This window comes from Variovorax sp. Soil_C_33 (genome assembly GCF_057656935.1).
Window position 1 is genome coordinate 68,548 of the sequence record NZ_JBDGJK010000015.1, and the last position, 23,923, is coordinate 92,470.

The 23,923-nt window shown below is 65.7% G+C and carries 17 protein-coding genes and 4 pseudogenes; 13 read left to right on the forward strand and 8 right to left on the reverse strand.

The genetic code is table 11. From position 1 onward, the window contains the following. Positions 1 to 25: 25 nt before the first annotated feature. From AC3A6B_RS21850 to AC3A6B_RS21860, 3 genes are all read left to right on the forward strand, one after another. Positions 26 to 304, forward strand: coding sequence for a DUF3606 domain-containing protein (locus AC3A6B_RS21850; protein ID WP_487838748.1), 279 nt, complete (start codon positions 26 to 28; stop codon positions 302 to 304). Between the two features lie 294 nt (positions 305 to 598). Beyond that, positions 599 to 868, forward strand: a complete 270-nt coding sequence (locus tag AC3A6B_RS21855) for a helix-turn-helix domain-containing protein (RefSeq protein ID WP_487838749.1) — start codon at positions 599 to 601, stop codon at positions 866 to 868. A gap of 238 nt (positions 869 to 1,106) precedes the next feature. After that, entirely contained in the window at positions 1,107 to 2,657 is a 1,551-nt protein-coding gene (locus AC3A6B_RS21860) for an MFS transporter (RefSeq protein WP_487838750.1), read from the forward strand. Between the two features lie 293 nt (positions 2,658 to 2,950). On the opposite strand, the pseudogene AC3A6B_RS21865 reads toward AC3A6B_RS21860, so the two are convergent. From AC3A6B_RS21865 to AC3A6B_RS21875, 3 genes and pseudogenes are all read right to left on the reverse strand, one after another. Further along, a pseudogene (locus AC3A6B_RS21865) lies at positions 2,951 to 3,259 on the reverse strand (helix-turn-helix domain-containing protein); the annotation flags it as partial. 57 nt (positions 3,260 to 3,316) lie between these two features. Next, positions 3,317 to 3,616 (reverse strand): type II toxin-antitoxin system RelE/ParE family toxin, encoded by a 300-nt coding sequence (locus tag AC3A6B_RS21870; RefSeq protein ID WP_487838751.1) that lies wholly within the window; start codon positions 3,614 to 3,616, stop codon positions 3,317 to 3,319. A gap of 9 nt (positions 3,617 to 3,625) precedes the next feature. Continuing rightward, complete coding sequence (locus AC3A6B_RS21875) at positions 3,626 to 3,910, reverse strand: CopG family ribbon-helix-helix protein (RefSeq protein ID WP_487838752.1); 285 nt, start codon at positions 3,908 to 3,910, stop codon at positions 3,626 to 3,628. A 170-nt stretch (positions 3,911 to 4,080) separates the two neighbouring features. Here AC3A6B_RS21875 and AC3A6B_RS21880 point away from each other — a divergent pair, with 170 nt between their 5' ends. Continuing rightward, the gene (locus tag AC3A6B_RS21880) at positions 4,081 to 4,251 is read left to right on the forward strand and encodes a CopG family ribbon-helix-helix protein (RefSeq protein ID WP_487838753.1); all 171 of its coding nucleotides are present in this window, start codon (positions 4,081 to 4,083) and stop codon (positions 4,249 to 4,251) included. Positions 4,252 to 4,821: 570 nt separating this feature from the next. On the opposite strand, the gene AC3A6B_RS21885 is transcribed toward AC3A6B_RS21880, so the two are convergent. Beyond that, the gene (locus AC3A6B_RS21885; protein WP_487838754.1) at positions 4,822 to 7,251 is read right to left on the reverse strand and encodes an alkaline phosphatase family protein; all 2,430 of its coding nucleotides are present in this window, start codon (positions 7,249 to 7,251) and stop codon (positions 4,822 to 4,824) included. 161 nt (positions 7,252 to 7,412) lie between these two features. On the opposite strand from AC3A6B_RS21885, the gene AC3A6B_RS21890 reads away from it, so the two are divergent. The 3 genes from AC3A6B_RS21890 (at position 7,413) to AC3A6B_RS21900 (ending at position 14,350) form a co-directional block, all read left to right on the forward strand. Next, the gene (locus AC3A6B_RS21890; protein ID WP_487838755.1) at positions 7,413 to 8,201 is read left to right on the forward strand and encodes a gamma-glutamylcyclotransferase family protein; all 789 of its coding nucleotides are present in this window, start codon (positions 7,413 to 7,415) and stop codon (positions 8,199 to 8,201) included. A 62-nt stretch (positions 8,202 to 8,263) separates the two neighbouring features. Then, positions 8,264 to 8,980 (forward strand): MBL fold metallo-hydrolase, encoded by a 717-nt coding sequence (locus AC3A6B_RS21895; protein ID WP_487838756.1) that lies wholly within the window; start codon positions 8,264 to 8,266, stop codon positions 8,978 to 8,980. A gap of 15 nt (positions 8,981 to 8,995) precedes the next feature. Next, positions 8,996 to 14,350 (forward strand): AAA family ATPase, encoded by a 5,355-nt coding sequence (locus AC3A6B_RS21900; RefSeq protein WP_487838757.1) that lies wholly within the window; start codon positions 8,996 to 8,998, stop codon positions 14,348 to 14,350. 219 nt (positions 14,351 to 14,569) lie between these two features. Here the strand turns inward: AC3A6B_RS21900 and AC3A6B_RS21905 are convergent, their stop codons facing one another. Together AC3A6B_RS21905 and AC3A6B_RS21910 are read right to left on the reverse strand one after the other, a co-directional pair. After that, positions 14,570 to 15,889 (reverse strand): hypothetical protein, encoded by a 1,320-nt coding sequence (locus AC3A6B_RS21905; protein WP_487838758.1) that lies wholly within the window; start codon positions 15,887 to 15,889, stop codon positions 14,570 to 14,572. 1,694 nt (positions 15,890 to 17,583) lie between these two features. Next, on the reverse strand, positions 17,584 to 17,862 hold the full coding sequence (locus tag AC3A6B_RS21910) for a hypothetical protein (RefSeq protein ID WP_487838826.1): 279 nt from the start codon (positions 17,860 to 17,862) through the stop codon (positions 17,584 to 17,586). A 23-nt stretch (positions 17,863 to 17,885) separates the two neighbouring features. Here AC3A6B_RS21910 and AC3A6B_RS21915 point away from each other — a divergent pair. Next, positions 17,886 to 18,896: pseudogene (locus tag AC3A6B_RS21915) on the forward strand (pectate lyase family protein); the annotation flags it as partial. A 109-nt stretch (positions 18,897 to 19,005) separates the two neighbouring features. Here AC3A6B_RS21915 and AC3A6B_RS21920 read toward each other — a convergent pair. Further along, entirely contained in the window at positions 19,006 to 19,137 is a 132-nt protein-coding gene (locus AC3A6B_RS21920; RefSeq protein ID WP_487838821.1) for an AraC family transcriptional regulator, read from the reverse strand. A 242-nt stretch (positions 19,138 to 19,379) separates the two neighbouring features. Continuing rightward, positions 19,380 to 19,976, reverse strand: coding sequence for an alpha-ketoglutarate-dependent dioxygenase AlkB (locus AC3A6B_RS21925; protein ID WP_487838759.1), 597 nt, complete (start codon positions 19,974 to 19,976; stop codon positions 19,380 to 19,382). Positions 19,977 to 20,323: 347 nt separating this feature from the next. Here AC3A6B_RS21925 and AC3A6B_RS21930 point away from each other — a divergent pair, with 347 nt between their 5' ends. The 5 genes and pseudogenes from AC3A6B_RS21930 (at position 20,324) to AC3A6B_RS21950 (ending at position 23,875) form a co-directional block, all read left to right on the forward strand. Further along, positions 20,324 to 20,515: a DUF3606 domain-containing protein gene (locus tag AC3A6B_RS21930; RefSeq protein WP_487838760.1), complete on the forward strand. Its 192-nt coding sequence runs from the start codon at positions 20,324 to 20,326 to the stop codon at positions 20,513 to 20,515. Positions 20,516 to 20,661: 146 nt separating this feature from the next. After that, entirely contained in the window at positions 20,662 to 21,432 is a 771-nt protein-coding gene (gene xth / locus AC3A6B_RS21935) for an exodeoxyribonuclease III (RefSeq protein WP_487838761.1), read from the forward strand. A gap of 17 nt (positions 21,433 to 21,449) precedes the next feature. Continuing rightward, positions 21,450 to 21,889 (forward strand): annotated as a pseudogene (locus AC3A6B_RS21940) (UxaA family hydrolase); the annotation flags it as partial. A 4-nt stretch (positions 21,890 to 21,893) separates the two neighbouring features. Next, positions 21,894 to 22,170 (forward strand): annotated as a pseudogene (locus AC3A6B_RS21945) (urease accessory protein UreD); the annotation flags it as partial. Between the two features lie 115 nt (positions 22,171 to 22,285). Further along, the gene (locus AC3A6B_RS21950) at positions 22,286 to 23,875 is read left to right on the forward strand and encodes an OpgD/OpgG family glucan biosynthesis protein (RefSeq protein ID WP_487838762.1); all 1,590 of its coding nucleotides are present in this window, start codon (positions 22,286 to 22,288) and stop codon (positions 23,873 to 23,875) included. Positions 23,876 to 23,923: the final 48 nt, after the last annotated feature.

Sequence of the window (23,923 nt, forward strand, 5' to 3'; positions counted from 1 at the left end):
GCCGCGCAATGCGCAAATCGCAAGCATGGAGCTGCCACTTCGCTTGAGCCTGATCCAGATGCTGTCGGCATCGGAGCGGCTCTGGCAGCCCCATCCCGCAGACTGGCTTAAGGAGCACGACAACATGGCAGACGACAAGACGAAGGTGGGCGGCCAGGACCGCAAGCGCATCAATCTCAGCGAGGACTACGAAGTGAGGGACTGGTGCAACTCGCTCGGCGTGAACGAGGAGCAGCTGCGCATGGCAGTGGCGGCCGTGGGCGACGAGGCCGACAAGGTTCGCGAGCACCTCGGGAAGAAGTGAAGCCGCCACCTGGCAAACACCGTGACGCCAGGTTCGGCGCCGATGCGCAGATGCTGATCCAGTCACCCAGGGCTCGGCGGCCCGAAGCCTGCGAAACGCGCGCCATCGAAGCCAGCCGCGAAGGCGAGCATGGCTGGAAGCAAGGTTTCGAGTCGCTGAAGATCAGCGCCCCACGGCGTCACGCGAACTGCCAGGTCTGCGTCTTCGGACACCCGAGGGACGCCCCCAGGGTTCGACGGGAACGTCGCTTCTTTCGCCCGAAGCACGACTCGTTTGTGCAGCGACAATCCGCGAATGGCTCAAGGCAAGCGCATCTCGGCAGACATCGGTGGCGGCGCCCTGCAGGCGATCAAGGACATGGGTGCCGCGGCCAGGCTGGCCCGCACCACTGCCGGCGACGGCCAAGCCGCCGCTGCCGCCCGATTGGGCGTGCATGTCCAGACGATTGCCCGGATTGAATCAGGTGAACCGGGCGTGGCGATCGGGCACGTGCTCGGCATGCTTGCGCTCTACGGCATTGCAACGAAGTTGCAGCAATCAGACGGCGACCAGCTCCCATCCTGAGCTGTTTCAATCGGCGGGCGCCGGTACACGTAGCATCCGCATAGGGCCCTCTTTCGCGGCCCTCAGCAGCACACGCCCGAACCTCGGCTTCGCAGGCCTCGGCTTCGCAGGCGGACCGACCCTGCGACGCTTGCTGCACGAGCCGCCGCAGTCGGCCAGACCCAATGGGATATCGCCCGACCATAATCGGGCAAAGCTTTCTTCGATGTCCTCCGCATCCCACTCCCTTTGGTCCCCGTTGCGTCTTCCCGCATTCCGGGGCCTGTGGACCGGCAGCGCCATCTATTTCACCGGAAACGCCATGCAGGTCATGGCGGCTTCATGGCTCATGGTGGAGCTCACGGGCTCCTCTTTCCTCGCAGCGTTGGTGCAGACCGCCGTGTTCTTGCCGATGTTCCTGCTGGCACTGCCGGCCGGTGTGCTGGCCGACACCACGGACCGGCGGCGGCTGATCCTGAATGCGCTGGCCGTTCAGGTGGCCGTCGTCGTCGTCCTGTCCCTGCTCGCACTGGGAGGCTGGGCGGGACCGGCGACCTTGCTGCTGTTCACATTTGCCGCCGGCTGCTGCACGGCGCTACTGTCACCAGCCTGGAACACCAGCGTGGCGGACACCGTCCCACGCGAGGACATGCCACAGGCCATCACGGCGATGTCGATCGCCTGGAACAGCGCGAGGGCATTGGGGCCTTCAGTGGCGGGCTTCTTGTTCGCATGGCTCGGTGCGGGCTGGGTGTTCGCCGTCGCGGTGCTGAGCGCACTGGTGATGATGCGGGCGGTGCGGCGCTGGCCCCCTGCCGCGCATGCGCAGTCACCCCTGCCGGCGGAGCGGCTGTGGAGCGGAACCGTCGCGGGCCTGCGCTATGCAAGACACTCGCCGATGATCCTGGCTCAGTTGCTGCGCACCGTCGCCTACAGCGGCGCAGGCTCGGCGCTGTGGGCGCTGTTGCCGGCCATCGCGGCGCAGCAACTGAAGTTGGGCGCCACCGGATTCGGCTTCCTCATGGGATGCCTGGGGACAGGCGCAGTTGCCGCAGGCCTGGTGCTGGGCAGGTTGCGTGCGCACCTGGGGCTCGAGCGCCTCGTTGCCCTGGGGTGCATGGTCTTCGCAGCCGTGATGCTCATCGCTGCGTTCGTGCGCATTCCCATCGTGGTATTCGTGGCACTTGCCATCGGCGGCGCAGCCTGGATGGCGGTCATGGCCACCTTCAATACGGCCACGCAGTCCAGCGCGCCGCCCTGGGTCCGTTCGCGCGCCGTGGCACTGCACACGGTCAGCGCGCTGGGCTCGTTCGCCATCGGCTCCGCATTCTGGGGCGCGGTTTCCGGTATCACCGGGCTGGCGTTTGCCCTGAGCATCGCAGCCCTCACCATGGCAGGCGGCATCTTTCTCGCCCGCTGGCTGCCGCTGCGCATGGGCGCGTCGACCGAGGTCACGCCCGTCGCGCTCTGGGAAGATCTTTTCATCAAGGATCAGCCTCTTCCGGATGATGGCCCGGTGTCGGTGGAGATCGGCTATCGCATCCGAGCCGGCGAAGCCGAGGAGTTCTTGAACGCCGTGACCCAGCTGCGCGCCTCGCGCCGCCGCGACGGCGCCACCCTATGGCGCGTCTATCGCGACCTCGGCGATCCGTCGCGCTATGTCGAGCGATTTATCGTCGCCTCCTGGGCCGACTACCTGCACCAGCGCGCCCGCGCCACGCTGGCCGACCAGGAGGTGGATGCTCGTGTACGGATGTTCCTGCGCGACGGCGAGACGGTGATAACCCAGCACTACATCGCTGAGCGGTGAAATCGCGTTATCGAACGGCTGGCCAGCCGCGAGCGCGGACGTCGACCTGCGAGATGGTGAACCCCGGCAGCCGAGTAGGATCACCTTCGCGGCTCGCCCAGAGTGTGCGTGAGTTCAGGGTCAAAACGGGGCGCTCTCACTGGGCAACGGGCTGCGAAGGCGAGGATCTTCAGATCAATGCTCGCATGAAGCCTGTCGACCGCCACCGGGTAGTTCACCTTCAACTGCGACATGGCCAGCTGAATCTTCGCGAAGTCCTTCTCGAAGCCGAACTCCGTGCTGCGCACACCACGCTCGGTCAGCTTCTCGCAGGCCAATGTCGGACCGAAGTCCGCGTAGCGCTCCCGGATCAGTCCGATCGCACGTTCGGCGATGCCCGGCGCCAGTTGGTGGTTGCTGGGCCGGCTGCGCTTGCGCGAGACCAGGCCGGCGACACCATCGTCCTTGTACCGCTGGATCAGACGCTCAAGCTGCCGTCGGCTCAGGCCCAGCCGCTGCGCGGCCTGGCCGATGCGCGCCATTCGATCCACCGCGGCCTGGATGGTCTTGAGGCGATCGGCTTCGCGCATCGACATGGTGATAGTTGCCGCCGGAGTTGCCATCGCTGTGCCTCGGATCCAGGAGCCTACAGATTTCGAACATACAACAATCTCGTGGCATCAAGACTTTCGCTTGAATCCTGCTTCGCGCTGATGTCGTAACGCGAGAACGAACACAGTGTCGATGTCGACAACATATCGATAGAGCGCAACGTATGCGCGCGATCCACGGCCAATCAGCAACTCCCCTTTGCCCGCCTTGACGGGTCGACCAATCAAGGGGCTATGACTCAGGATCTCTATAGCTTGCATGATCTCACTGAGGCGTTGCGGGATATCTATCCCGTCGAACCGCGCAAGGTGGTCGATGAACCGATCAAAGTCATCGAGGACTTCTGGGGCGAGTTCAATCTGCGTCATCCTGCCTGTTTAGTGTCCAAGCTTTCGCGCAACCGGCCTGTCAGGTTTCTCGCCTCGTCCACGAGCAGCAAGATACTTCTTCGCACCCTCCCAGGGCACCGACTTCCCGGTCGCCAAGATCTTCGACCATCGCTTGTCAGCGATGCGATGAAGCTCTTCCTCTGCCTCGACCTGTTCGATGGTCTGTGCAATTGCATCGACGATGAAGGCATGAGCAGTTTTCCCTGCTCGGTCCGCCGCAGCTGAGATACGCTCTTTCAGATCGTCATCAATGCGAATGGTGGTTGTCGACATATGAACCCCTTCGTTTATCCTGTACTGTAGCACGGTTGTGCTACATGGCAGCATTTTCCGCATGGGGGCCTAACGTTGCCACCTCGGCCCCAGAGGGTGGTGAGGTCGAAGCTACCGACGTAGCCGACCGAGGGTAGTCGCATGCATACATTCGATCACGCCATCGCGCCATGTCTACCACCATGACCGTTCGCCTTGACGACGAAGTCAAGGATCGCCTCGACCATCTGACCAAAGCAACAAAGCGCAGCAAATCATTCTTGGCAGCCGAAGCGATCCGTGCCTATGTTGAATTCAACGAATGGCAGATCGGCGAAGTCCAGGCTGGGCTGAAGTGCTAAAGCGGCATGGGGCAATGGTGCCCCGTGGAATTCGTAGGGTGAGTCGCAAAGGCAGGTAGCGTGTCCGCCGCAACTTGCAAGGACCCGGACGTAGACCATTCTCCCGACGCCGACGAACTCGGCTGGCATACCAAAACGCCGGCGTTCACTAAGCCGGATCTCTGGCCAGGGCGGCGCGCGTGAAGTCGCACGGAAGTACGGCTTTCTTCACATGGGCCACTTTGCGGCACAGTGCCGTGCGCGCTGTGGCGAGCGACCCTCAGAGATTCGAGCACTGAGCGTCTTCTGACAAGCGCTGCCACGATGAGAAAAACACCAGGTGGTGCCTGCAAGTGAACATGCCGTAACGTGGACCGCGTAAGTGTCCACGGCCAAACAATCGAACCCATCGAGGCGGCTTTTTCATGTCCGAATGATCGCGACAGTCGCCGGCATTGAGGAACCGACTATCACGGTCCGGGCGCCGAAGCATCTTCAACCCGCGCCGTACGACAGCGCGTTGGTGCATCCGCGTCATCGGTACTGGGCCGCAGTGATGACTGGCCGAACGATTCGCACCAGACTGCGGGCTCAGGCCAAGCGCTTGGCCAGGCTGTCGAGCATCGCGTGCAGCGATTTCAGATCCGTGGCCCCTGCCAGGATCTCGTTCGAGACCCTGTTGATCTCCTGCGGACTCAACTTGCCCGCGGCAAGGGTTGCCACCACGCGCGGCGCCATCAGCCGATGCAGGCCGTGCACCCGCTCGCCTCGCCCCGATACGCCTTTGCGCGGAAAGGTCCGGTCGTAAGGCGGCGTCAGCGAAGGCGCATCGGACCGCGGGGTGGCCAGTTGGAAGACCCCCTCGAAGGTCGGCGCATGCCGAACGCGCTCGCCCAGACCCCAGCGCGCCTGCGGAATGCCGTACCACTGCAGCAGGGTTGCCATGAACGAGGTCGCGTCATAGGCCACCGGCGTCGGCGACCGAAAGACGGTTTTCTCCTGGATCCACGGTGAGACCAGGATGGTCGGCACCCGCACGCCCATGAGGTCGTAGCGAAAACCGTCATTCACGTCGTTCGGCCAGGGGTTCACCGCGTAAGGCGGGCTCGCATGGTCGAAGAGGCCGCCATGCTCGTCGAAGGTGATGACGAGCAGCGTTTCGTTCCAGTCCGGCCCGGCCCGCAATGCGTCGTAGATTTCGTTGAGCGCCGTCTCGCCCGGGACCAGGTCGGCGCCGGGGTGATACGAGGTGGTGCCCGAGGTGGCGATCCAAGCCGGCTCCAGGAAGCTGAATGCGGGCAGCTTGCCCGCGCGCGCATCCTTCTTGAACTGGTCGATGCCCTCGATGAAGCTCGCCTGGTTCTGCGTCACCGCGGCGTCGAGCGACGGGATCTGCCCCTGCAGGAACAGGTGGTAGGTGTGGACGAAGCTCATCCACTCCACCGAGTTGTAGATTTTCCAGTCGGTGAAACCGTTGCTCCAGAGGACCTTCCACATCGACTGGCGATGAGGCGTCAGCGGCCAGTAGATGTACTGGGTGCCGTTCTGGAAGTTGTTGAGCTGGCCCAGCGCCGAGCCGGTGAACGCCATTGCACGGTTGGGATCGGTCGCGCTCGGCATCGCGCAGAACCAGGCGTCGGACACGGCAAAGCCCTTTGCCAGGCCGTTGAGCACCGGCAGCTGCTCGGGCGTGTAGGTCCACATGACCTGATCGACACCGTTGTTCCAGACGAAGCCACCCATGTCCGGACTGGCGCGCTCGGCGTAGCCCTCGCGATTGGCGAAGAACAACTGGCGCAGGACGTCGGACTTGTCGTGATAAGGATCCTGAGGCAGAAAGTCCAAGTCCCACTCGTCGCTGAGCTGACCGTCCTTGTACTTGCTGACGAAGACCTGGCGCGGGTCGCCTTTGCGGTCCGTGCTGCCGGGGTCGACGTTGACCATGTCGAGGCTGACGCCGTCGAACGGCCGGTCGTCGCCGACGAAGTTGATACCGTCCTCTCCCCTGGCGTACAGCCAGCCGCAGACATGATCGAAGGAGCGGTTCTCGAGCATCAGGTAAACGACGTGCTTGATCTTCGACCGCATGAAGTCGATGGTGCCGGGCACTTCGCTTCGTGCCATGTCGATGGACCGCAGCGACTGGATGCCGGTCAGCATCGTGTTCGCATCGAGCCCCTGCGGCAATGTGCCGGTGCGCAGCGGCCCGGCCAGGGGGTCGGCGCTGCCGGCGTCGAAGCGCCAGAGCCGGTAGGCGCCGTCTGCCGGCGTCCAGTCCAGGACATGGTCGCCGATCGCCACCAGACAATGGCTGGCGTCGATGTCCTTCCACTGCCCATGCCGGATCGCGGGTTGCCCCAGTGGCATCACGCTTTGCGGGTCGAAGCTCCAGAGCCAGTACTCGCCCGTCTCGGGCACCCGGTCGAGCACGTAGTTGCCAAGCGGAATCAGCTCGTGGCCGAACTCGATGGTGTCGAAGGAGCCCTGCGGCGTGTAGGGCTGGGGAAGCGGGTCGGCGCGGCCCGGCGTCAGTGGGCTGGGGTCGAAGTTCCAGAGCTGGAAAGTCCCGCGGCCTTCGGTCGGGATGACGTTGAGCATGAAGCCGCCCAGCGGCAAGAGCAGCAGTTCGCTGCCCGAGTCGTAGCCTTCGTGCGCCCCCTGGGGATTGCCGAAGTCCGGACGGTACTGCCAAAACTTCGTCTTGGTCCACAGGCCCTTCTGCACCGTCGCGGCGGCCAGCGGGTTCGTGCTGGCCGGGTCGAACTCGAACAGGCGGTACGGATAGCAAGGCTGGTAGGCCTGCAGCATCAACGGCCCCCATTCGAGCAGGTAGCGGCCGATGGGTACCAACGCGTGGGTGGGGTCGAAGGCGGCCTGCGGGTCCAGCGGCATCGGTTCCAACAGGCTGTCACTGTCGGCGTCGAAGCGCCACAAGCCGTAGGCGAGGCTTCCCTCGTAAGTGCTGCTGGCGGGCTTGCGGCTGAGCACGAAGTCCTGGCTTGCGGGAGCGTTGTTAGCCATTGCGCAACTCCTGGTTAAAGGTCACGGCCGACGTCCGGGACAATCCACCAGCCATGCCGGCCGAGGCAGCCCGCTCCCCAGCGCCGGATACTACCTTCGGTTGACATCTCCGTGTAAGGTTTGACGCGGCGCGCCTTCGATGGCGGGACAGGAGAGCCCTTGTGTTCTGGTACTTCGGCTACGGATCGAACATGGACCTGAAGTCGCTGCGCGCGAAGGGGGTCGACCCGCGGATCTCGCAGCGCGCCGTGCTGCACGGCTGGCGGCTGCGCTTCAACGTGGCGCACTTCTTCCGCCACGAGGGCGGTGTCGGAAACATCGAAGCATCCGGCGATCCTTCGAACGTCGTGCAAGGCGTGCTGCATCTGTGCGAGGACGAGCATCTGACCCTGCTCGACGCCGCCGAAGCCTGCGGCCACGGCTACGACCGCATCGACGTCACGGTAGTCCACGACGCTGGCCAACAGCGCGCCATCGCCTACGTGGGGCTGCCCGCCTTCATCGACAACACCTGCCTGCCAACCCGGCGCTACCTGAACATCCTATTGCAGGGCGCCACCGCCGCCGGACTGGACTGCGCCTATATCGAGGCCTTGCGCGAGCACCCGGTGCGGCCTCGAAGCGCGGCGCCGCCGTTCGTGCCGCCGCCGGGCGACTACCCTTCCTTCAATGCCGCCGCGCTGGCCCGGCAGCCCCTGCTCACGGCACTTGCAGGTTACGTGTTCGACATGGCGGGCGCGCGTTCGCAGCACCGATTCCTGCAGGGCTTCTTCGGCGGCAAGGACATGACGCTCTTTCACCTCAAGCGGCTGGACCACTCCGACGGCAGCGAGACGCTTGAGGACCTCCGGAGCGACCGCCTGACGCCCGCGCAGCGGCAGTACCTCGACGAGTACCTGCACGCGTACATGGCGGAGTATGCGTACGCCGGGCGCTTCCTGTACGACTAAAGTCTTGTCGCTCGGCGAGCGCCGAAGTACGCTCGCAGCTTCCGAGGAACAGGAGTGACGCAATGGACGAGTTGCCACCCGCCTTGCCGCACGGCGAGCTGGAAGAAGTCTTTCCCGATGTCTTTTTCGTCACCGGTGCCATGAAGACCGTGCTGATGGACGCGCCCTGGCACTTCAGTCGCAACATGACGGTGGTGCGCGACGGCGATGCGCTGACCCTCATCAACACGGTTCGCCTCGACGACTCCGCCTTGACCCGGCTCGACAGCCTCGGGCGTGTGGCGAACGTGGTCAGGATCGGTTCGCTGCACGGGCGGGACGACGCCTTCTACAAGACGCGCTACGGCGCCACCCTGTGGGCCCCGCCCGGCATGCAGCACGACCACGGGCTGCAGGCCGACAAGGTGCTCGCGCCCGGCGGCGAGATGCCCTTCGCCGGCTGCAGCGTATTCGCCTTCGGCACCACCAAGCTGCCCGAGTGCATCGTGCACATCGATCGAGCGGGCGGCATCCTGGTCGCTTGCGACGCGCTGCAGAACTGGGTGGCGCCGGACGAATTCTTCTCGGACGAGTCGCGCCGGACCATGGCAGAGATGGGCTTCTTCCAGCCCGCCAATCTCGGTCCGCTGTTCATGCAGGTCAACGAGCCCAAGGGCGAGGACTACGCGCGCCTGCGTGCGCTGCCGTTCCGCCACGCCCTGTGCGGCCATGGATCGCCGCTGCGCGATACGGCAGCCGAGGCCTACGCCGACCGATTCCAACGCGTCTTCGGCATCTAGCATCGGTGCCCGGTGGTGAAGATCCCCGGCTACCACATCGGCGAGCGCATCCACCAGTCGCAGCGGCGGTCGGTCTACCGGGCCGTGCGCGATGCCGATGGCCATCCGGTCATCATCAAGACGCTGGACGCCGAGTATCCCGCCCGGCAGGAAGTGGCCGAGCTGCGCCGCGAATTCCATCTGTTGACGCGGCTGCAGTCGGTCGAGTCCGTCATCCGCGTGCACGCACTGGAGGCCTGGGGCAACGGCAACGTCGCGCTCGTGCTGGAGCCCTTCGGTCATTCGCTGTCCGAGCAGATCGCGGCCCACGGCGAGCGCGGGCTGGCGCTGGAAAGCCTCTTCAGGATCGCGGTCGCGATCGCCCAGGCGCTGGCGCGCATTCACGAGCTGGACGTGGTGCACAAGAACATCGAGCCGCATAGCATCCTGGTCGACGCCACGGACGCAGTGCGCCTGATCGATTTCAGCATTGCGTCCGAGCTATCGCTCGAACGCCAGAGCGACGCCCTGTCCCGGCGGCTCGAAGGCGCTCTGCGCTACATGTCGCCCGAGCAGACCGGGCGGTTGAATCGCTATCTCGACTACCGCTCGGACTTCTACTCGCTCGGCATCACGCTGTTCGAGCTGTTGACGGGCGAGCTGCCGTTCCATGCCGAATCCGTGCTCGAATGGGTTCACAGCCACATCGGCAAGGCCCCGCCCTCGCCGAGCGAGGTCGACCCGCGAATCCCGCAGCCGGTCTCGGCGATCGTGCTGAAGCTGATGGCCAAGAATGCCGAGGACCGCTACCAGAGCAGCTTTGGCTTGATCGAGGATCTCGGCCGCTGCCAGCGCGAGCTGGCCCAGACCGGCACCATCGCTGCCTTCGCGCTCGGGCATCGCGACGTCTCGCGCAAGTTCCACATCCCGCAGCGGCTCTACGGCCGCGAACCGGAGCGGGCCGCGCTGCTGGCGCTGTTCGAGCGCGTGGCCGCGGGCGGCACCGAGCTGTGCATGGTGTCGGGGCACTCGGGAGTGGGCAAGTCGGCGCTGGTCAACGAGATCGCCAAGCCGCTGGTTCGCCAGCGTGGCTACCTGATCCAGGGCAAGTTCGACCAGTTCCAGCGCAGCACGCCCTACTCCGCCGTGGCCGTGGCCTTCCGCAGCCTGGTGCGGCAGCTCATGGTCGAGCCCGCCGAGCGGCGGCAGGCCTGGCGCCGCAAGCTGCTCGCCGCCGTCGCGCCCAACGCGCAGGTGCTGGTCGACCTCATACCCGAGCTCGAGCAGCTCGTCGGTGTGCCCCCGGCGGTGCCCGAACTGCCGCCCAACGAGGCGCAGAACCGCCTGCAGATCGCGTTCCTGAATTTCGTCAGGGTCATTGCCAGCGAGGAGCCGCTGGTGATCTTCCTCGACGATTTGCAGTTCAGCGACGCGTCGACGCTCAACCTGATCCGCTGGCTGGCCACGGCGCGCGAGCTCAGGCACCTCATGGTGATAGGCGCCTACCGCAGCAACGAGGTCGACATCGGCCATCCGCTGCGCCTGGCATTGAACGAGATTCAGGAGAGTCGGGCCGTCCACGCACTGGCGCTGCTGCCGCTGGAGCTCGCTGCAGTCGAGCAGCTCGTGGCCGATGCGCTGCACACCAGCGCCGCGGCCTGCCGCCCGCTCGCCGAGCTGCTGCACGAGCGCGCCCAGGGCAATCCGTTCTTTCTCTCCGAGATCCTCCGCACGCTCGAGCAGGCGCGGGCGATCGCGTTCGTGCCGGAGGCGGGGCGCTGGCGCTGGGACATGGACGCCGTGCGGCGCAGCGGACTCGGCAGCGACGTGGTCGACTTCGTGATCGCCAACCTACGCAAGCTGCCGGCCGCCACGCAGCGAGTGCTGCAGCTGGCCGCATGCATCGGCAACGCCTTCGACCTGAGGACCTTGTCGATCATCCACGAGCGATCGATGGACCAGACCGGCGAGGATCTCCTGCCGGCCCTCCAGCGGCACCTGGTCATTCCGCTGAGCGACGACTACAAGCTCGTCGGCAAGGCCGGCGGCGCAGCGGCCACGGACACGGGATTGAATCCTAGCTATCGCTTCCAGCACGACCGGGTGCAGCAGGCCGCCTACGCCCTCATCGACGCCGAACACAAGGAGGCCGTGCACCTGTCGGTCGGCCGGCTGATTCAGCGCCACGCGAGCGACGAGGAGCGCAAGGAGCGCCTGATTGAGATCGTCGGCCACCTGAACGAATGCCTGCGGCTCATCGACGATCCTGTCGAGCGCAAGGCGCTGGCGCGCCTGAACCTGGCCGCAGGCATCCGGGCCCAGCGCTCGTCCGCCTACGAGTCGGCCCTGGGCTACCTGCGCACAGGGCAGGAACTGCTGCCGCCGGACGCCTGGACGAGCGATACCGATCTCACGATGGCGCTGGCCACCGAGTACCAGCAATGCGCCTATCTGACGGCGCGCTATGACGAAGCCGAGTCGTGGATCGAACAGATGCTCGCCCATGCCCGCAGCAACCTGGAGAAGGCCGAAATCCTGTCGATGCGCACCCGCCAGTACGCCACCACCGGGAAGATGAACGAGTCGATCAGCGCCGCGACCACGGGCCTGGCCCTGCTCGGCATGCGCCTCGCCGCGAACCCCGATCGCGCCGCGATCGGCCGCGAGGTTGCCGCCGTCAAGCGCAACCTGGCCGGAAGGAAGATCGCCGAGCTGATCGCGGCGCCGCCGATGTCGGACCGGGCGCATCAGGTGGCGATGCGCTTGCTGATGGAGATCTTCCCCGCCGCCTTTCTCTCGGGCAGCGGCAATCTTTTCCCCTTCCTGGTGTTGAAGTCGGTCAACATCTCGCTGCGCTACGGAAACGGCCCCGAGTCGGCCTTTGCCTATGCCGCCTACGGCATGCTGCTGTGCGGCGCGCTCGACAACCCAGCGCTGGGCTATGAGTACGGCAAGCTCGCCGTGGCCATGAACGACAGGCTCGACGACATCGCGCTGAAATCACGCGTGATCTACGTCTATACGATGTTCGTGCACCACTGGAACAATCACTGGTCGAGCATGACGCCGTGGTTCCGCCGCGGCATCGAGGCCGGCTACCAGTCCGGCGACCTGCTCTACCTTGCCTACAGCGCGCAGGACTGCATCATCTGGGACCCGAAGCTCGACCTGGAAACGGCGGCGCAGGAGCATGCCGACTTCCTCACCATCGTGCGCGACTGCGAGTACCAGGACTCGCTCGATTCGGGCACCCTCTTCCTGCAGATGCAGCGCAATTTCCTGGGCCAGACTGACAGCCTGTGCTCGATGAACGATGCCACCTTCGACGAGCAACGCTGCCTCGAGGGCATGCGGCAGCGCAGGTTCATGACCGGGGTCGCCAACTACCACATCTACAAGGCGGAGATCTGCTGGTTCTACGGCGCACACGCACAAGCGCTGGTGCATGTGCGCGAACAGGATCGGTTGATCGCCTCGGCGATGTCGCTGCCGCAACTGGCGCGCTTCTATATCGTCGCGTTCCTCACGCTGGCGGCGTGCCTGCCCGGGATGGCCCCGGACGAGCAGGCCGCCACGCGCAGTCGCATGCGCGCGGATCTGCGGCGCATGACGCGCTGGGCCGCGAACTGCCCGGACAACTTCCTGCATCTGCAGCGGCTCATGCAGGCGGAACTCGCCCGCGTCGACGGACGCATCGAGCTGGCGCTGCGGGGGTACGAGCAGGCCATGGAGGCTGCCCGCGAGGCAGGGTTTCGCCGCGACGAAGCGATGGCCAATGAGCTCGCCGCCCGGCATCTACTCGCCACCGGCCGGCGCAAGGCCGCCGAAGGCTATCTGCGCGCGGCGCGCAATCTCTACGAAAGCTGGGGTGCCCGGCGCAAGGTCGCTCACCTGGAGGAGGAGTTCGCGCAGTTGCTTCGGCCTCAGCCCAACCGGGGCAACGCGGTGGCAACCAATGTCGCTCTGCGCGCGGCAGATTTGGTCGGCGTCGATTCGGCCGCGCTCGACCTGGCCTCGGTGATGAAGGCTTCACAGGCGATTTCCAGCGAGATCGCGCTGGAGCAACTGTGGACCACCACGATGCGGATCATGCTCGAGAACGCCGGTGGCCAGCGCGGTTGCTTCGTGGTCCGGCAGGACGGCCAGCTGGTCATCGAGGGCCTGTGCGAGATCGGCAGCGAAGCCGCCGCTGCCCCACGAGCAATTCCCTTCGACGGCAACGAGGGTGCGCTCCCGATTTCGATCGTCTACCACGTGTTGCACACGAACAGCCCGCTCGTGCTGCACGATGCGGCGCGCGCTGCGCACTTCTCCCGCGACGCCTACCTGCTCGCGCGCAAGCCGCAGTCGGTGCTGTGCATTCCGCTGCTGCACCACGGCAAGTTCGAGGGCGCGATCTACATGGAGAACAGCCTGACGGGCGGCGTGTTCACCGACGATCGCATCGAGCTGATCCAGCTGCTCGCGGCCCAGGTGTCGATCTCCATCGAGAACGCCAGGCTCTACAAGGACCAGCAGCGCTTGATCGACGCCCAGCGCCGCTTCGTGCCGAGCCAGTTCCTGGAAAGCCTGGACCGGCTCGACATCGCACGCGTGGACCTGGGCGAGAACGTGGCCAAGACCATGAGCGTGATGTTTGCCGACCTGCGCGGCTTCACGCCACTCGCCGAACGGCTCGATCCACGCAGCATCATCGACCTGCTCAACCGCTACTTCCGCAGCATGGAGGAGCAGATCACGCAGGCGGGCGGCTTCATCGACTCGTTCGCGGGCGACGAGATCAAGGTGCTGTTCGACACCGGAGCCGACGCTGCCGTTCGCGCGGGCATCGGCATGTGGCGCGCGCTGGAGGTGTTCAACGAGCGCGCCGCAGCGCTGGGCCAGCCTGAGCTGGCCGCGGGCATCGGCGCCAACACCGGGCCCGTGGTGCTGGGGACCGTGGGCGGGAGGGACCGCATCCAGTGCACCGTCATCGGCGACACCGTCAATCTGGCCTCGCGCATCGAGCAGCTCACCAAGGTCTATGGCGCACGCTTCCTGATCGGCGAGCACACCTTCCGCAGCCTGAACGAGCCGCAGGCTTTCGCGCTGCGCCGGATCGACCGGGTGGCGGTCAAGGGCAAGAACGTCGCAGTCGACCTCTATGAGGTGATCGACGCCGAAGCGCCGGGGCGGCGCGCGGCCAAGCTCGCCACGCGCGAGCTTCTCCGATCGGCGATGGAGAACTACTTCGGCGGCGGCTTCGATGCGGCGCGGGCCTTGTTCGAGCGGGTCAGTGCAATGGATCCGGGCGATGCCGTTCCGCGGCTGTTCGTCGAGCGCTGCTCCCGCCACCTGCGCGAGCCGTCGGCGGGCGAATGGCAGGGCTTCGAGCGCCTGCTCCACAAGTAGACGTCATGAGGAGGCAGACATGTCGACGAGGGAAGCGAAACCAGTTCGAACAACGCCGACAGCCCTGTGCCGCAGTCCGCCTCAGACATTGACCTCCTCGACCCGCGGCGCGACACGCCGCAAGCAGCGCCCAGACCTGCAGTGAAATGCGCGCGCGTCCTCGAGCCCGGGACGACAAAGTCCGCCGCGCGCCCGAGGAGCTCAGCGGCCTGGCTACGATCAGGGATCACAGCCGAAGCACGGCGAGAGGTCGGCGCCGCCCTTGCTGCGACAGCGCGCCATCGCTTGTTCGAAGGTGTAGGTCGGCGAAATCGTCTTCGGGTTGAAGCACAAGTCCATCTGCGCCAGGGCGCAGATCGTCAGGCGATCGCTGTCGTTGGCAGGATTGGGCGCGCCGCTGCCGTCGGGCTCGCCGAACCAGCGTTGGCAGGCTTGCTGCTTCGCCGCCGCCGGATCAATCGCCTCGCCCCGCTGCGCCGCATCCGCGCACTGGCCGAGGAAGGTCGCTGCGACCAGGTCCTGGGCTTCGTACTTGCGGATGTCCGGGATCTTGCCGGGTTCGCTCGTGCAGCACCCGGTCACGCCCGCGGCGATCATGTGATTGGCGATCATGTAGGGCGTCACCTTGGCGCTGCCCGGGTGAATCCGAACGAATCCCGCCTGCAGGACGTTGGCCGTCGGCGAGCCGTTGGTGTCCTTGGGCAACTGGTCCTTGAAGCGCGTGCGAAACCAACCGGGCGCCTGCGGGTCGTAGAGCGGAGAGCCGCACACCAGCAACGGAAGGGTCGTCGGATTGGCCGCATTGGCCGGTGGATTCAGCATCAACTCGAGCATCGAGCGGACATAGATATGCCCATGCGCTTCGTTGTCGAAGAACATCGACGTCAAATTGATCGGGAAATAGTCATTCGGATACTCGCTCTCCCCGGACCCAGGCGCCGCGATCGGATTGACGTCGATGATCGCGTGATAGCGGTTCGGCTGCTGGATGCCCACGCAGCGAAGGATCTGCGCCCAGCGGCGCAGCGTCATGTTGTTCAGATAGTTGGCGGTGCGGTAGGCGACGATTGGGGGGTAGTGCAGCAGCGTGACGGCCTGGTGGTTCGCAATCGGCATGCCCAGTGGCAGACAGGGCAACCACTCCGACGGGCCGTCGCTGCGGTTCACGGGATAGCCCGCCATCGGGTTCCACGCCGGGGTCTCCCGGCAGACATCGGCGCCTTGGAGCGCAAGGCCCGCACACCGGGGATCGAGCATCGCCACGTGCATGGCTGCGAACTGCTCGGCCTCGAGTGCGAATGCCGGCAGGGCGCGAAAGCTCACCACGTAGCCCATGGCGCTCTCGCCCTTAGAGACACTGAGCGAGCCGGGCTCGATCTCGATGCCGTCTTCCGCCAGCGAGCTGGACGTGAAATGCGCTATCACGTCTTCGTAGGTCTCGAGCTTGAGCGCCTTCCGAGTGTCCGCATCGAGGTGGGAGGGATCGGGATAGATCCGTTCCTGGTAAGCACGGGAGCCGGGCAAGGAGTACAGGATCACACCATCACCTCCGGGTCTGGATCAAAGGCCTGGTGCCCGTCGGCGATCAGGGTCCGTGCCTGAGCGCCGACTATACGGGTACGCCGGTGGCGCGCAAGACCCAGTGCGACACCTCGCCTCGACCCAATGACCGTCGTACGTTGTGAAGATTTACTGGTCTTTTTGGACCCTTAAGTACCGCTGGCTGGCCACACGGCGTGGCCGGTCTGGCGCGTTTTTGGGCTTTTAGACGTCGGCAGACAGTACCCACTGGCGCGGCCACTGCGAAGTCAACGGCAACACTGCTCGGCTGCTGCGGGTGTCGGCGTGTGCGAGAAAAATGCCTCGAAGTTCATGGCAGGCTGGGAGGCTCGGGCGGCGGTGCCGATCGGGCCCGACGCGCCGGGGCGGTTGGGCGGTTGGGCGGTTGGGCGGTTGGGCGGTTGGGCGGTTGGGCGGTCGGGCGGTTGGGCGGTCGGGCGGTCGGGCGGTCGGGCTGCACGTTGTCCACGATCTATACCTGCCAGCCATTGGTGCGTAGGTTGTCGAGCGCAGGCGCAAGCAGTCCCGCGGTGCAGGAGTGCGTCAGTGACGATGCAGACGCGGCCCACCGCATAGCGGCTGGCCAGGAGCTGACCGAGCTGTGCAGCTTGATGCAGAACGCTTTCCGCTCGATGAAGCTGCGGACGAAATAGCGTGGCTTACGCGCTTGTTCCTTAAGCGCTATATGAAGTGACCGCGAGCATGGCCGGCGTCTCTCAGATCAGGAACCTGGCCTCGTACGACGCAGATGCGCCAACATTTCCTCGCGGACCACACCCGTAATGTGACGGAAGGGGGACCACGTTCCGCGGCTTCCTCGAAGCGCGGTGGCATGACCTCCTGGACGGCGTAGCCGGCCCTCTGAAGCGCGGCCGCAGCCACCCGCAACCCTTCCAGCGCGCCGGGCTCCGTAGTCACCTCTTCGAGCCATCACCATGGCGATACGCGCCCACTCCTGCAACGGTCCGAACCGTTCGCCCACCGGCATCCACCAGGGGTCGCGCGGGTCGCGCCCGGCCATCAGAGTTGGTGACAGGCGCAGGTCGGCGACGCCGCGTGCCAGCAGGCCCTGCACAACCATCAACCGAGCCGCGATGGGTGCAGGCTCTGTGCAAACAGCGAGTCGTAGGAAGGAGGAAGGCGCCCCGGCCGAGCGTAGCCGGATCCGGGTCACGTCGCAGCAATGCCGTCGGCGAAGTAGCCCTTGTACACACGTTGAAGGCGCCCCACTCGCCCATGGCGGCGAGCATCACGATGCATTTAACGACGTCCTTCATGGCGAAGCCGTGAGCCTCGAGCGAAGTCTTGATGCTCTCCATGACCTGCCCGCCTCCGCGTGACAAGAGAACCACAGTTTCACACACTGTTCCTTCGGTCTCTCATATTGGTGCATCGCGCACGCTGCCTCCACCTGATATCAGGCAAGCGTTGCGCGCCGACCGACAGGATTCGACAGCCGATGCTTTGTTTTGTCACTAACGAGACAAATATTGTCGTCCTGAATGTCGAGCTAACTGCCTTGTCCGCGGGAATCTCGATCAGTTCCGACAAAGTGCGCTCACATCGGGGAGAAGAGATCGATTCGCAAATCCGGCACGCAGGGTGCGTATCGGCGTTGCTCCCGGTTCGGAAGGGTTCGTTCTTCATGCGGGCGCATCAACACTAAAAAAATCTCATGAAAGAAATGAAGCAAGCAAACCAGGAACTGCACCGTTCGCGCACGGCAGGAGCTCTGTTGACGCCGCTCTTGCTGGTGGCATGCGGCGGCGGAGTAGGCGGCGGCGAAACCGGCCCGTCATTGGTGGCATCAGCACCAGCACCAGCACCAGCACCTGCACCTGCACCAGCACCAGCACCAGCACCTGCACCAGCACCTGCACCAGCACCTGCACCTGCACCCGCGCCAGCACCTGCACCTGCACCTGCACCCGCGCCTGCAGCCGCGCCTGCACCTGCCTCCGCCTCGACCAGCGATAGCGGCGGATTCGCCGGCCAGATCACCGGCGGCGGCAACGTCGCGGCGGTGACGGTCTCTACCGCGGCGCAGATGCAGGCCGCAATTAACGCCTACACCGGCACCGGTGGGCTCGTGATCCGCTACAATGGAACGTTCGACTTCGCCAGCATCACCGACGCCTGCACGCAGTGGCAGTTGCCCGCCGGCGCAATCGTCGAAATCAAGGACAAGAGCAACGTCACCATCGAGGGCGTCGATGGCTCATCGGCCAACTTCGGGCTGGCCATCAAGGCCGACGCCACGAACATCGTCATCCGCAACATGACGATCGGCCTGCTGCCGGGATCAATCGATGCGATCGGCATCGAGGGCCAGGGGGGCAAGTTCCCGGGCTATATCTGGATCGACCACAACACGCTATTCAGCAGCCTGAAGGAGTGCTCGGGCGCGGGCGACCTGGAGTTCGACGGCCTGCTCGACAACAAGGCCGGCGCGCACCACCTCACCTACTCCTACAACCACATCCACGACCACCACAAGGTCGGCCTCATCGGCTCGAGCGACAGCGATTCCAGCGATCGCTTCATCACCTTCCACCACAACGTCTACGAGAACCTCGGCTCGCGCCTGCCGCTGCAGCGCGGCGGCTACACCCACCTCTACAACAACCTGTACAGCGGCGTGATCACCACGGGCGCCAACATCCGCATGGGCGGCTTCTCGCTGATCGAAGGCAACTACTTCGAGAATTCGCAGAACCCCGTGACCTCGCGCGACAGCTCGGCCATCGGTTACTGGGAACTGCGCAACAACAACATCAGAACCCCGGCCGACTTCAGCAGCTTCGGCATCACTTGGGTGGCCAGCGGGTCCTCTCCGTCGCGCGACGCTACCGACTGGATCACGACTGCCGCCTTCCCAGTTGGGATCCCCTACACGTACACGGCGCAGGACCCGGCCTGCGTGAAGCAGAAGTTACCCGCAGTGGCTGGCGCGGGCAAGGCGCTCGCCCGTCTCACCTGCAACTGACGACGGCTCTTGCCATGGCGCAACCGGAACCCGATCGGCGGGCAGTTGCGCTCATTCAAGAATTCCGCGTGTCGATGGTTCGCTTCGCGGCGCGCTGCGAGGGCGTCGCTTACTGTAGAACCGCCGTGCGGCGAGAAGCGATGACCAGGCGCTGGCACTCGCCTGGTGTCATGCCGTACTGCTGCTTGAAGAGACGGCAGAAGTGGGCGCTGCTTTTGAACCCCCAACGCCAGCGGCAGATGACCGTCGTTCAAGCCGCGGACCTCATTGGCTTTCGTGCAGGCTCCGCGCGGCATGCCTGCCAACAGAGCCCACCTTTTAAGTCTTGCGCGAAGCGAACGCGTTCGATTGCCTGCGGCCCACCTGCAGCAGTGCCAAGGCGATCACGACTTCGATGAAGACAGCAACCAAGATCCTAGGACTGGCTCTAGGATTCCGTCGCGCACAACATGCGGCTCGCCGAAACCGCTGTGCGCAAGCCCCCTATCGGGATTCACGCGCCGGCGTGCGCAGCGTGATCGAATAGCGCAGCGCCTCGGTGGGCAGCACGCGGTGCTGCCATCGCCATCGCGCCGGGCCGCGCAGCAAGTAGACGGAGCGAGGCTCGATGACGAGCCCGAGGCGCGCCGCCATGGATGACCGTTCCGGACCCGGCGGCGGATAGGGGCGAAACTGCATGACTGCGGCGCTCAACAGCGAGACCCCAACCACCTGTTCGAAATCCGGAACGTCCCGATGCCAGCCCAGCGGCGTTCCAGGGCGGTACTGCGCCACCAGCACGTGCGTGAAGGCCTCCGGGGCGATACCCACCCATCGAGCGACCTTGGCACGCAGCGGATGAAGCGCCAGTGGCAGCGGTGCCGAGGGATTCGGGCGATTGGCGTCGAAGTCATAGTAGCCACCGAAGCTGATGCCGCGCCGCCGCGCAACGTAGCCTTTGTAGCGCATGTCTTCAAGCGGCAGCGCCTCGACGATGGCAAGGAGTTCCTTCTCTTCGGCACGGCTCAGAAACTCCGGTTCATAGGCCCAGCCCTCGATGGCAGCCGCAGAGCCGGTGCCAAAGAGTTCGCTTTGGATCATGGCATAGCAGTCTGGACGAACTGGGTCCTGCATGCGTCGGACAATCCCTCACTTCTCTGTGCGGCCGGCATCGAGCCCGTATGCAAATTTTCGCTTTGGTCGGCCTGTAGCCATATGCACGCGATTCACCGGGAGTCCGCAAATTCCGATCGCAGCCGATACCGTCGGGCGCCGAGTTCAAGCAGTTCCATCCGGGCTGCGCAGAGGTCGATCTCCGATGTGGCGAAGATATGGTCGCGCGGCAAGGGCTGTAGCCGATTTATCGCGGCTTACAGGGGGCGGCTTCCTACACATTGGGGCAGATAGCCGCGCAATCCTCGCGGCGTCCAGAACCCGAGGGGATGGCCATGACCGACGACAAAGCCGAAACTGGCAGTGATCGAACCTTCATCTCGCTGGAACAACCCGATGAGGTGCACGATTGGTTGAAGAGCTTGGGCTGCAGCGAGGAGCAACTACGCGAGGCGGTGAATGCCGTGGGCAACTCCCCAGACGCGGTCAGGCAGTACTTCGCGGCCAAGCGCGCAGGGCATTCCTAGCAGAAGCTCATGTTCCCCTGCAGCATCGCCGGTGAGGCCCACGGACCAGGAATCACCCCGCGGAGCGGGGCCTTGGATCACTGCTCTTATCCGCGACGTCGGCGACCAGCACCCGGGGTGGCTTGCATAGGCTTCTCGCCTCACCTGTGAAGATCGCCACATTCAACGTGAACGGCATCAACGGCCGCCTGCCGCGCCTGCTGGAGTGGCTGAAGGAATCACGGCCGGATATCGCGTGCCTGCAAGAAATCAAGACCAGCGGCGACCGCTTCCCGGCGGCGGCCATCGAAGCGGCCGGGTATCACGTGCTCTGGAAGGGGCAGCCCTCGCGCCATGGCGTGGCCATCCTCGCGCGGGGCGCCGCGCCTCGTGAATGCCGCCGCAGCCTGCCGGGCGATGAAAGCGATGACCAAGCGCGCTACCTCGAGGCAGACATCCACGGCATCACCGTGGGATGCGTGTACCTGCCCAACGGCAACCCGCAGCCCGGCCCGAAGTTCGACTACAAGCTGGCTTGGTTCGAGCGGCTGATCGCCCATGCAGGCCGGCTGCTCGACACCAACTCTCCCATCGTCCTGGCCGGCGACTTCAACGTGGTCCCGACCAATGCCGACATCTACAACTGGTGGCCATGGCGATTCGACGCGGTGCTGCAACCGCAGACGCGGGCTGCCTACGAGCGGCTTCTGACGCAGGGCTGGGCAGATGCCACCCGGCACCTGTACCCCACCGAGCGGATCTACACCTTCTGGGTCAACGACGCGGCCTACAGGCGCAATGCCGGCTTCCGCATGGACTTCCTGCTGCTCAGCCCGTCGCTGCTGCCCCGCCTGGTGGCCACCGGTGTCGAGGTGGAGCACCGCGGCCGCGAGAGACCGAGCGACCACGCGCCGGTGTGGGTCACGCTCGCGGGGTGAAGGGTAGTGTCGGGCATCCCACCTGCCTCTCCTGCGCCGAGGCGTTGGGTGGCATCGTCCGCGCCGCTGGCCGCGTCGCCACGCGCAACTACATCGGCATCCTGACCTCTGTGAACTGCTCGGCCACGGTGGCGCGTGCCATCGCCGACCAGTTTCGCCGCGACGTGCGGCCGCAGGCGCTGGCGGACTACCCGAATATCGATGGGTAGCGCTGACCCACGGCGCCGGCTGCGCGCTCGATGCCGACGGCGAAGGCCTGCGCGTGCTGCGCCGCACGCTGGCGGGCTATGTGCTGCATCCCAACTTCGCGGCGGTGCTGGTGATCGGCCTCGGATGTGAGACGAATCAGATCGCCGGATGGATCGAAGCGCAGGCCCTGCAGCCGGGCGCGTCGCTGAAGAGCTTCACCATCCAGGAAAGCGGCGGTACCGCGCTCGCCGTGCAGCAAGGGGTGGCCGCGGACCCTGCGCGCAGCCGAAGGCGCCGAGCTGATTGGCTGGGACGTGACTGCGTTGGGGCTGCCCAGCGCCGGCAAGTCCCTTCGAGCTCGGCACGCTGCGGCAGCACATCGAGGCGCCGGGCGTGTGGCTGGAACGCGGCCGCGTCGATGCGGCCGACCGGCGCCTGCTGCAGAGCCCGATCGGCCTGGCCGGGCACCGCTGCATCGCGTCGATCTTCTTCGTCGCGGGCTCGCCGATCGCGCGTGCGCGGCGCGATGCCGCGCTCGACGCTGGCAGATGACCGGTACGCCGCCGCGGATCTGGGCTATATAGGGCCCGTCAACAGGCCCGAAGCCCGTCCGAACAGGCGCTCGTCCGACGAACCGCGGCCGCGGCGCTGCCTAAACTGCGCCATGCGACGAAGAAGCTTTCTCGCTGCCGGCGCGGTCGCAAGCACAGGCTGCACGAGCCTTGTGGCACCCGCAGCCTGGGCAGCCGGACCCCAGCCGCTGGGCAGCCCCGGAAAATTCGATTACGCCTGGCTCAAGGGCGTGGCGCGCGAACTCGCTCACAGGCCCTATCGGCCGCACGGCAGGGTGCTGCCGCGCGATGTCGCGGCGCTCGACTGGGACCAGTACCAGGCCATTCGCTTCAAGCCCGACCATGCGCTGTGGGCCGAGGACAGGCTGCGCTTCTGGATTCGCCTGTTCCATCTGGGGCTGTTCTTCAAGCGGCCGGTGCGCATGTTCGAGCTCGCCGGCGGCCAGGCGCAGGAGCTGGCCTACGACCCTGCGATGTTCGACTACGGCCGAAGCGGCCTCGACGGCGCGCGGCAGCCGCGCGACCTCGGCTTCGCCGGTTTTCGCATCCACGTCGCACCCGACTTCGACAGGGATGTCGCCGCCTTCCTCGGCGCCAGCTACTTCCGCGCGGTGGGCGCCGAGAGACAGTACGGCCTGTCGGCACGCGGCCTCGCAGTCGACACGGCGCTGGGCCGCGACGAGGAGTTTCCGGACTTCACCGACTTCTGGTTCGAGCGGCCGGCGCCGGGCGCGAGCACAGTGGTGGTCTACGCGATGCTCGACTCGCCCAGCATCACCGGCGCCTACCGCTTCGCGATCACGCCGGGCGAGCTGCTGACGATGGACGTCGATGCTGCGCTCTATCCGCGCAGGCAGATCGAGCGCCTCGGCATCGCCGCCTGCACGAGCATGTTCCAGATCGGCGAGAACGACCGCCGCATGGCGCGCGACTGGCGTCCCGAGATCCACGACTCCGACGGTTTGGCGATGCACAGCGGCAACGGCGAATGGATCTGGCGTCCGCTCGCGAACCCGGCCACGCTGCGCTTCAGCTCCTTCGTCGACAAGGACCCCAAGGGCTTCGGCCTGATGCAGCGCGACCGCAACTTCGACCACTACCAGGACGACGGCGCCTTCTACGAGAAGCGCCCTTCGCTCTGGGTCCAGCCCAAGGCCGCCTGGGGTGAAGGCGCGATCCAGCTGGCCGAGATACCGACGGTGGACGAGACCTTCGACAACATCGTGGCTTTCTGGAACCCGGCGCAGAAGCCGCAGCGCGGGCAGGAGCTGCTGTACGGCTATCGCCTCTACTGGGGCGCCACCGCGCCGGTGCGCCCGGCGCTCGGCACCTGCGTGGCCACGCGCACCGGCTTCGGCGGCACGGTCGGGCGCAAGCGGCGGCACTGGTCCTGGCGCTTCGTGGTCGACTTCGCAGGCGGCCAGCTGGCGCGGATCGACCCGAAGACGACGACAGTCGAGCCCGTCATCACCGCGTCGAGCGGAAGCATCGAGCTCAAGTCGACACGGCTGCTCGCGTCGGTGAACGGCGTCCGCGCCACCTTTGACGCGGTGCCGCCGCCGCGCAGCGGGGCGGTCACGCTGCGGCTCTTCCTGCGCGCCGACGGCCAGGCCTTGAGCGAAACTTGGCTGTACGAATGGACGCCGCCGGCGCCGGCCGATCGAAAGCTCGCGCCCGCATGACGCCTCTTCACAGCGACATCCCGGCCCGCCTCGACCGCCTGCCCTGGT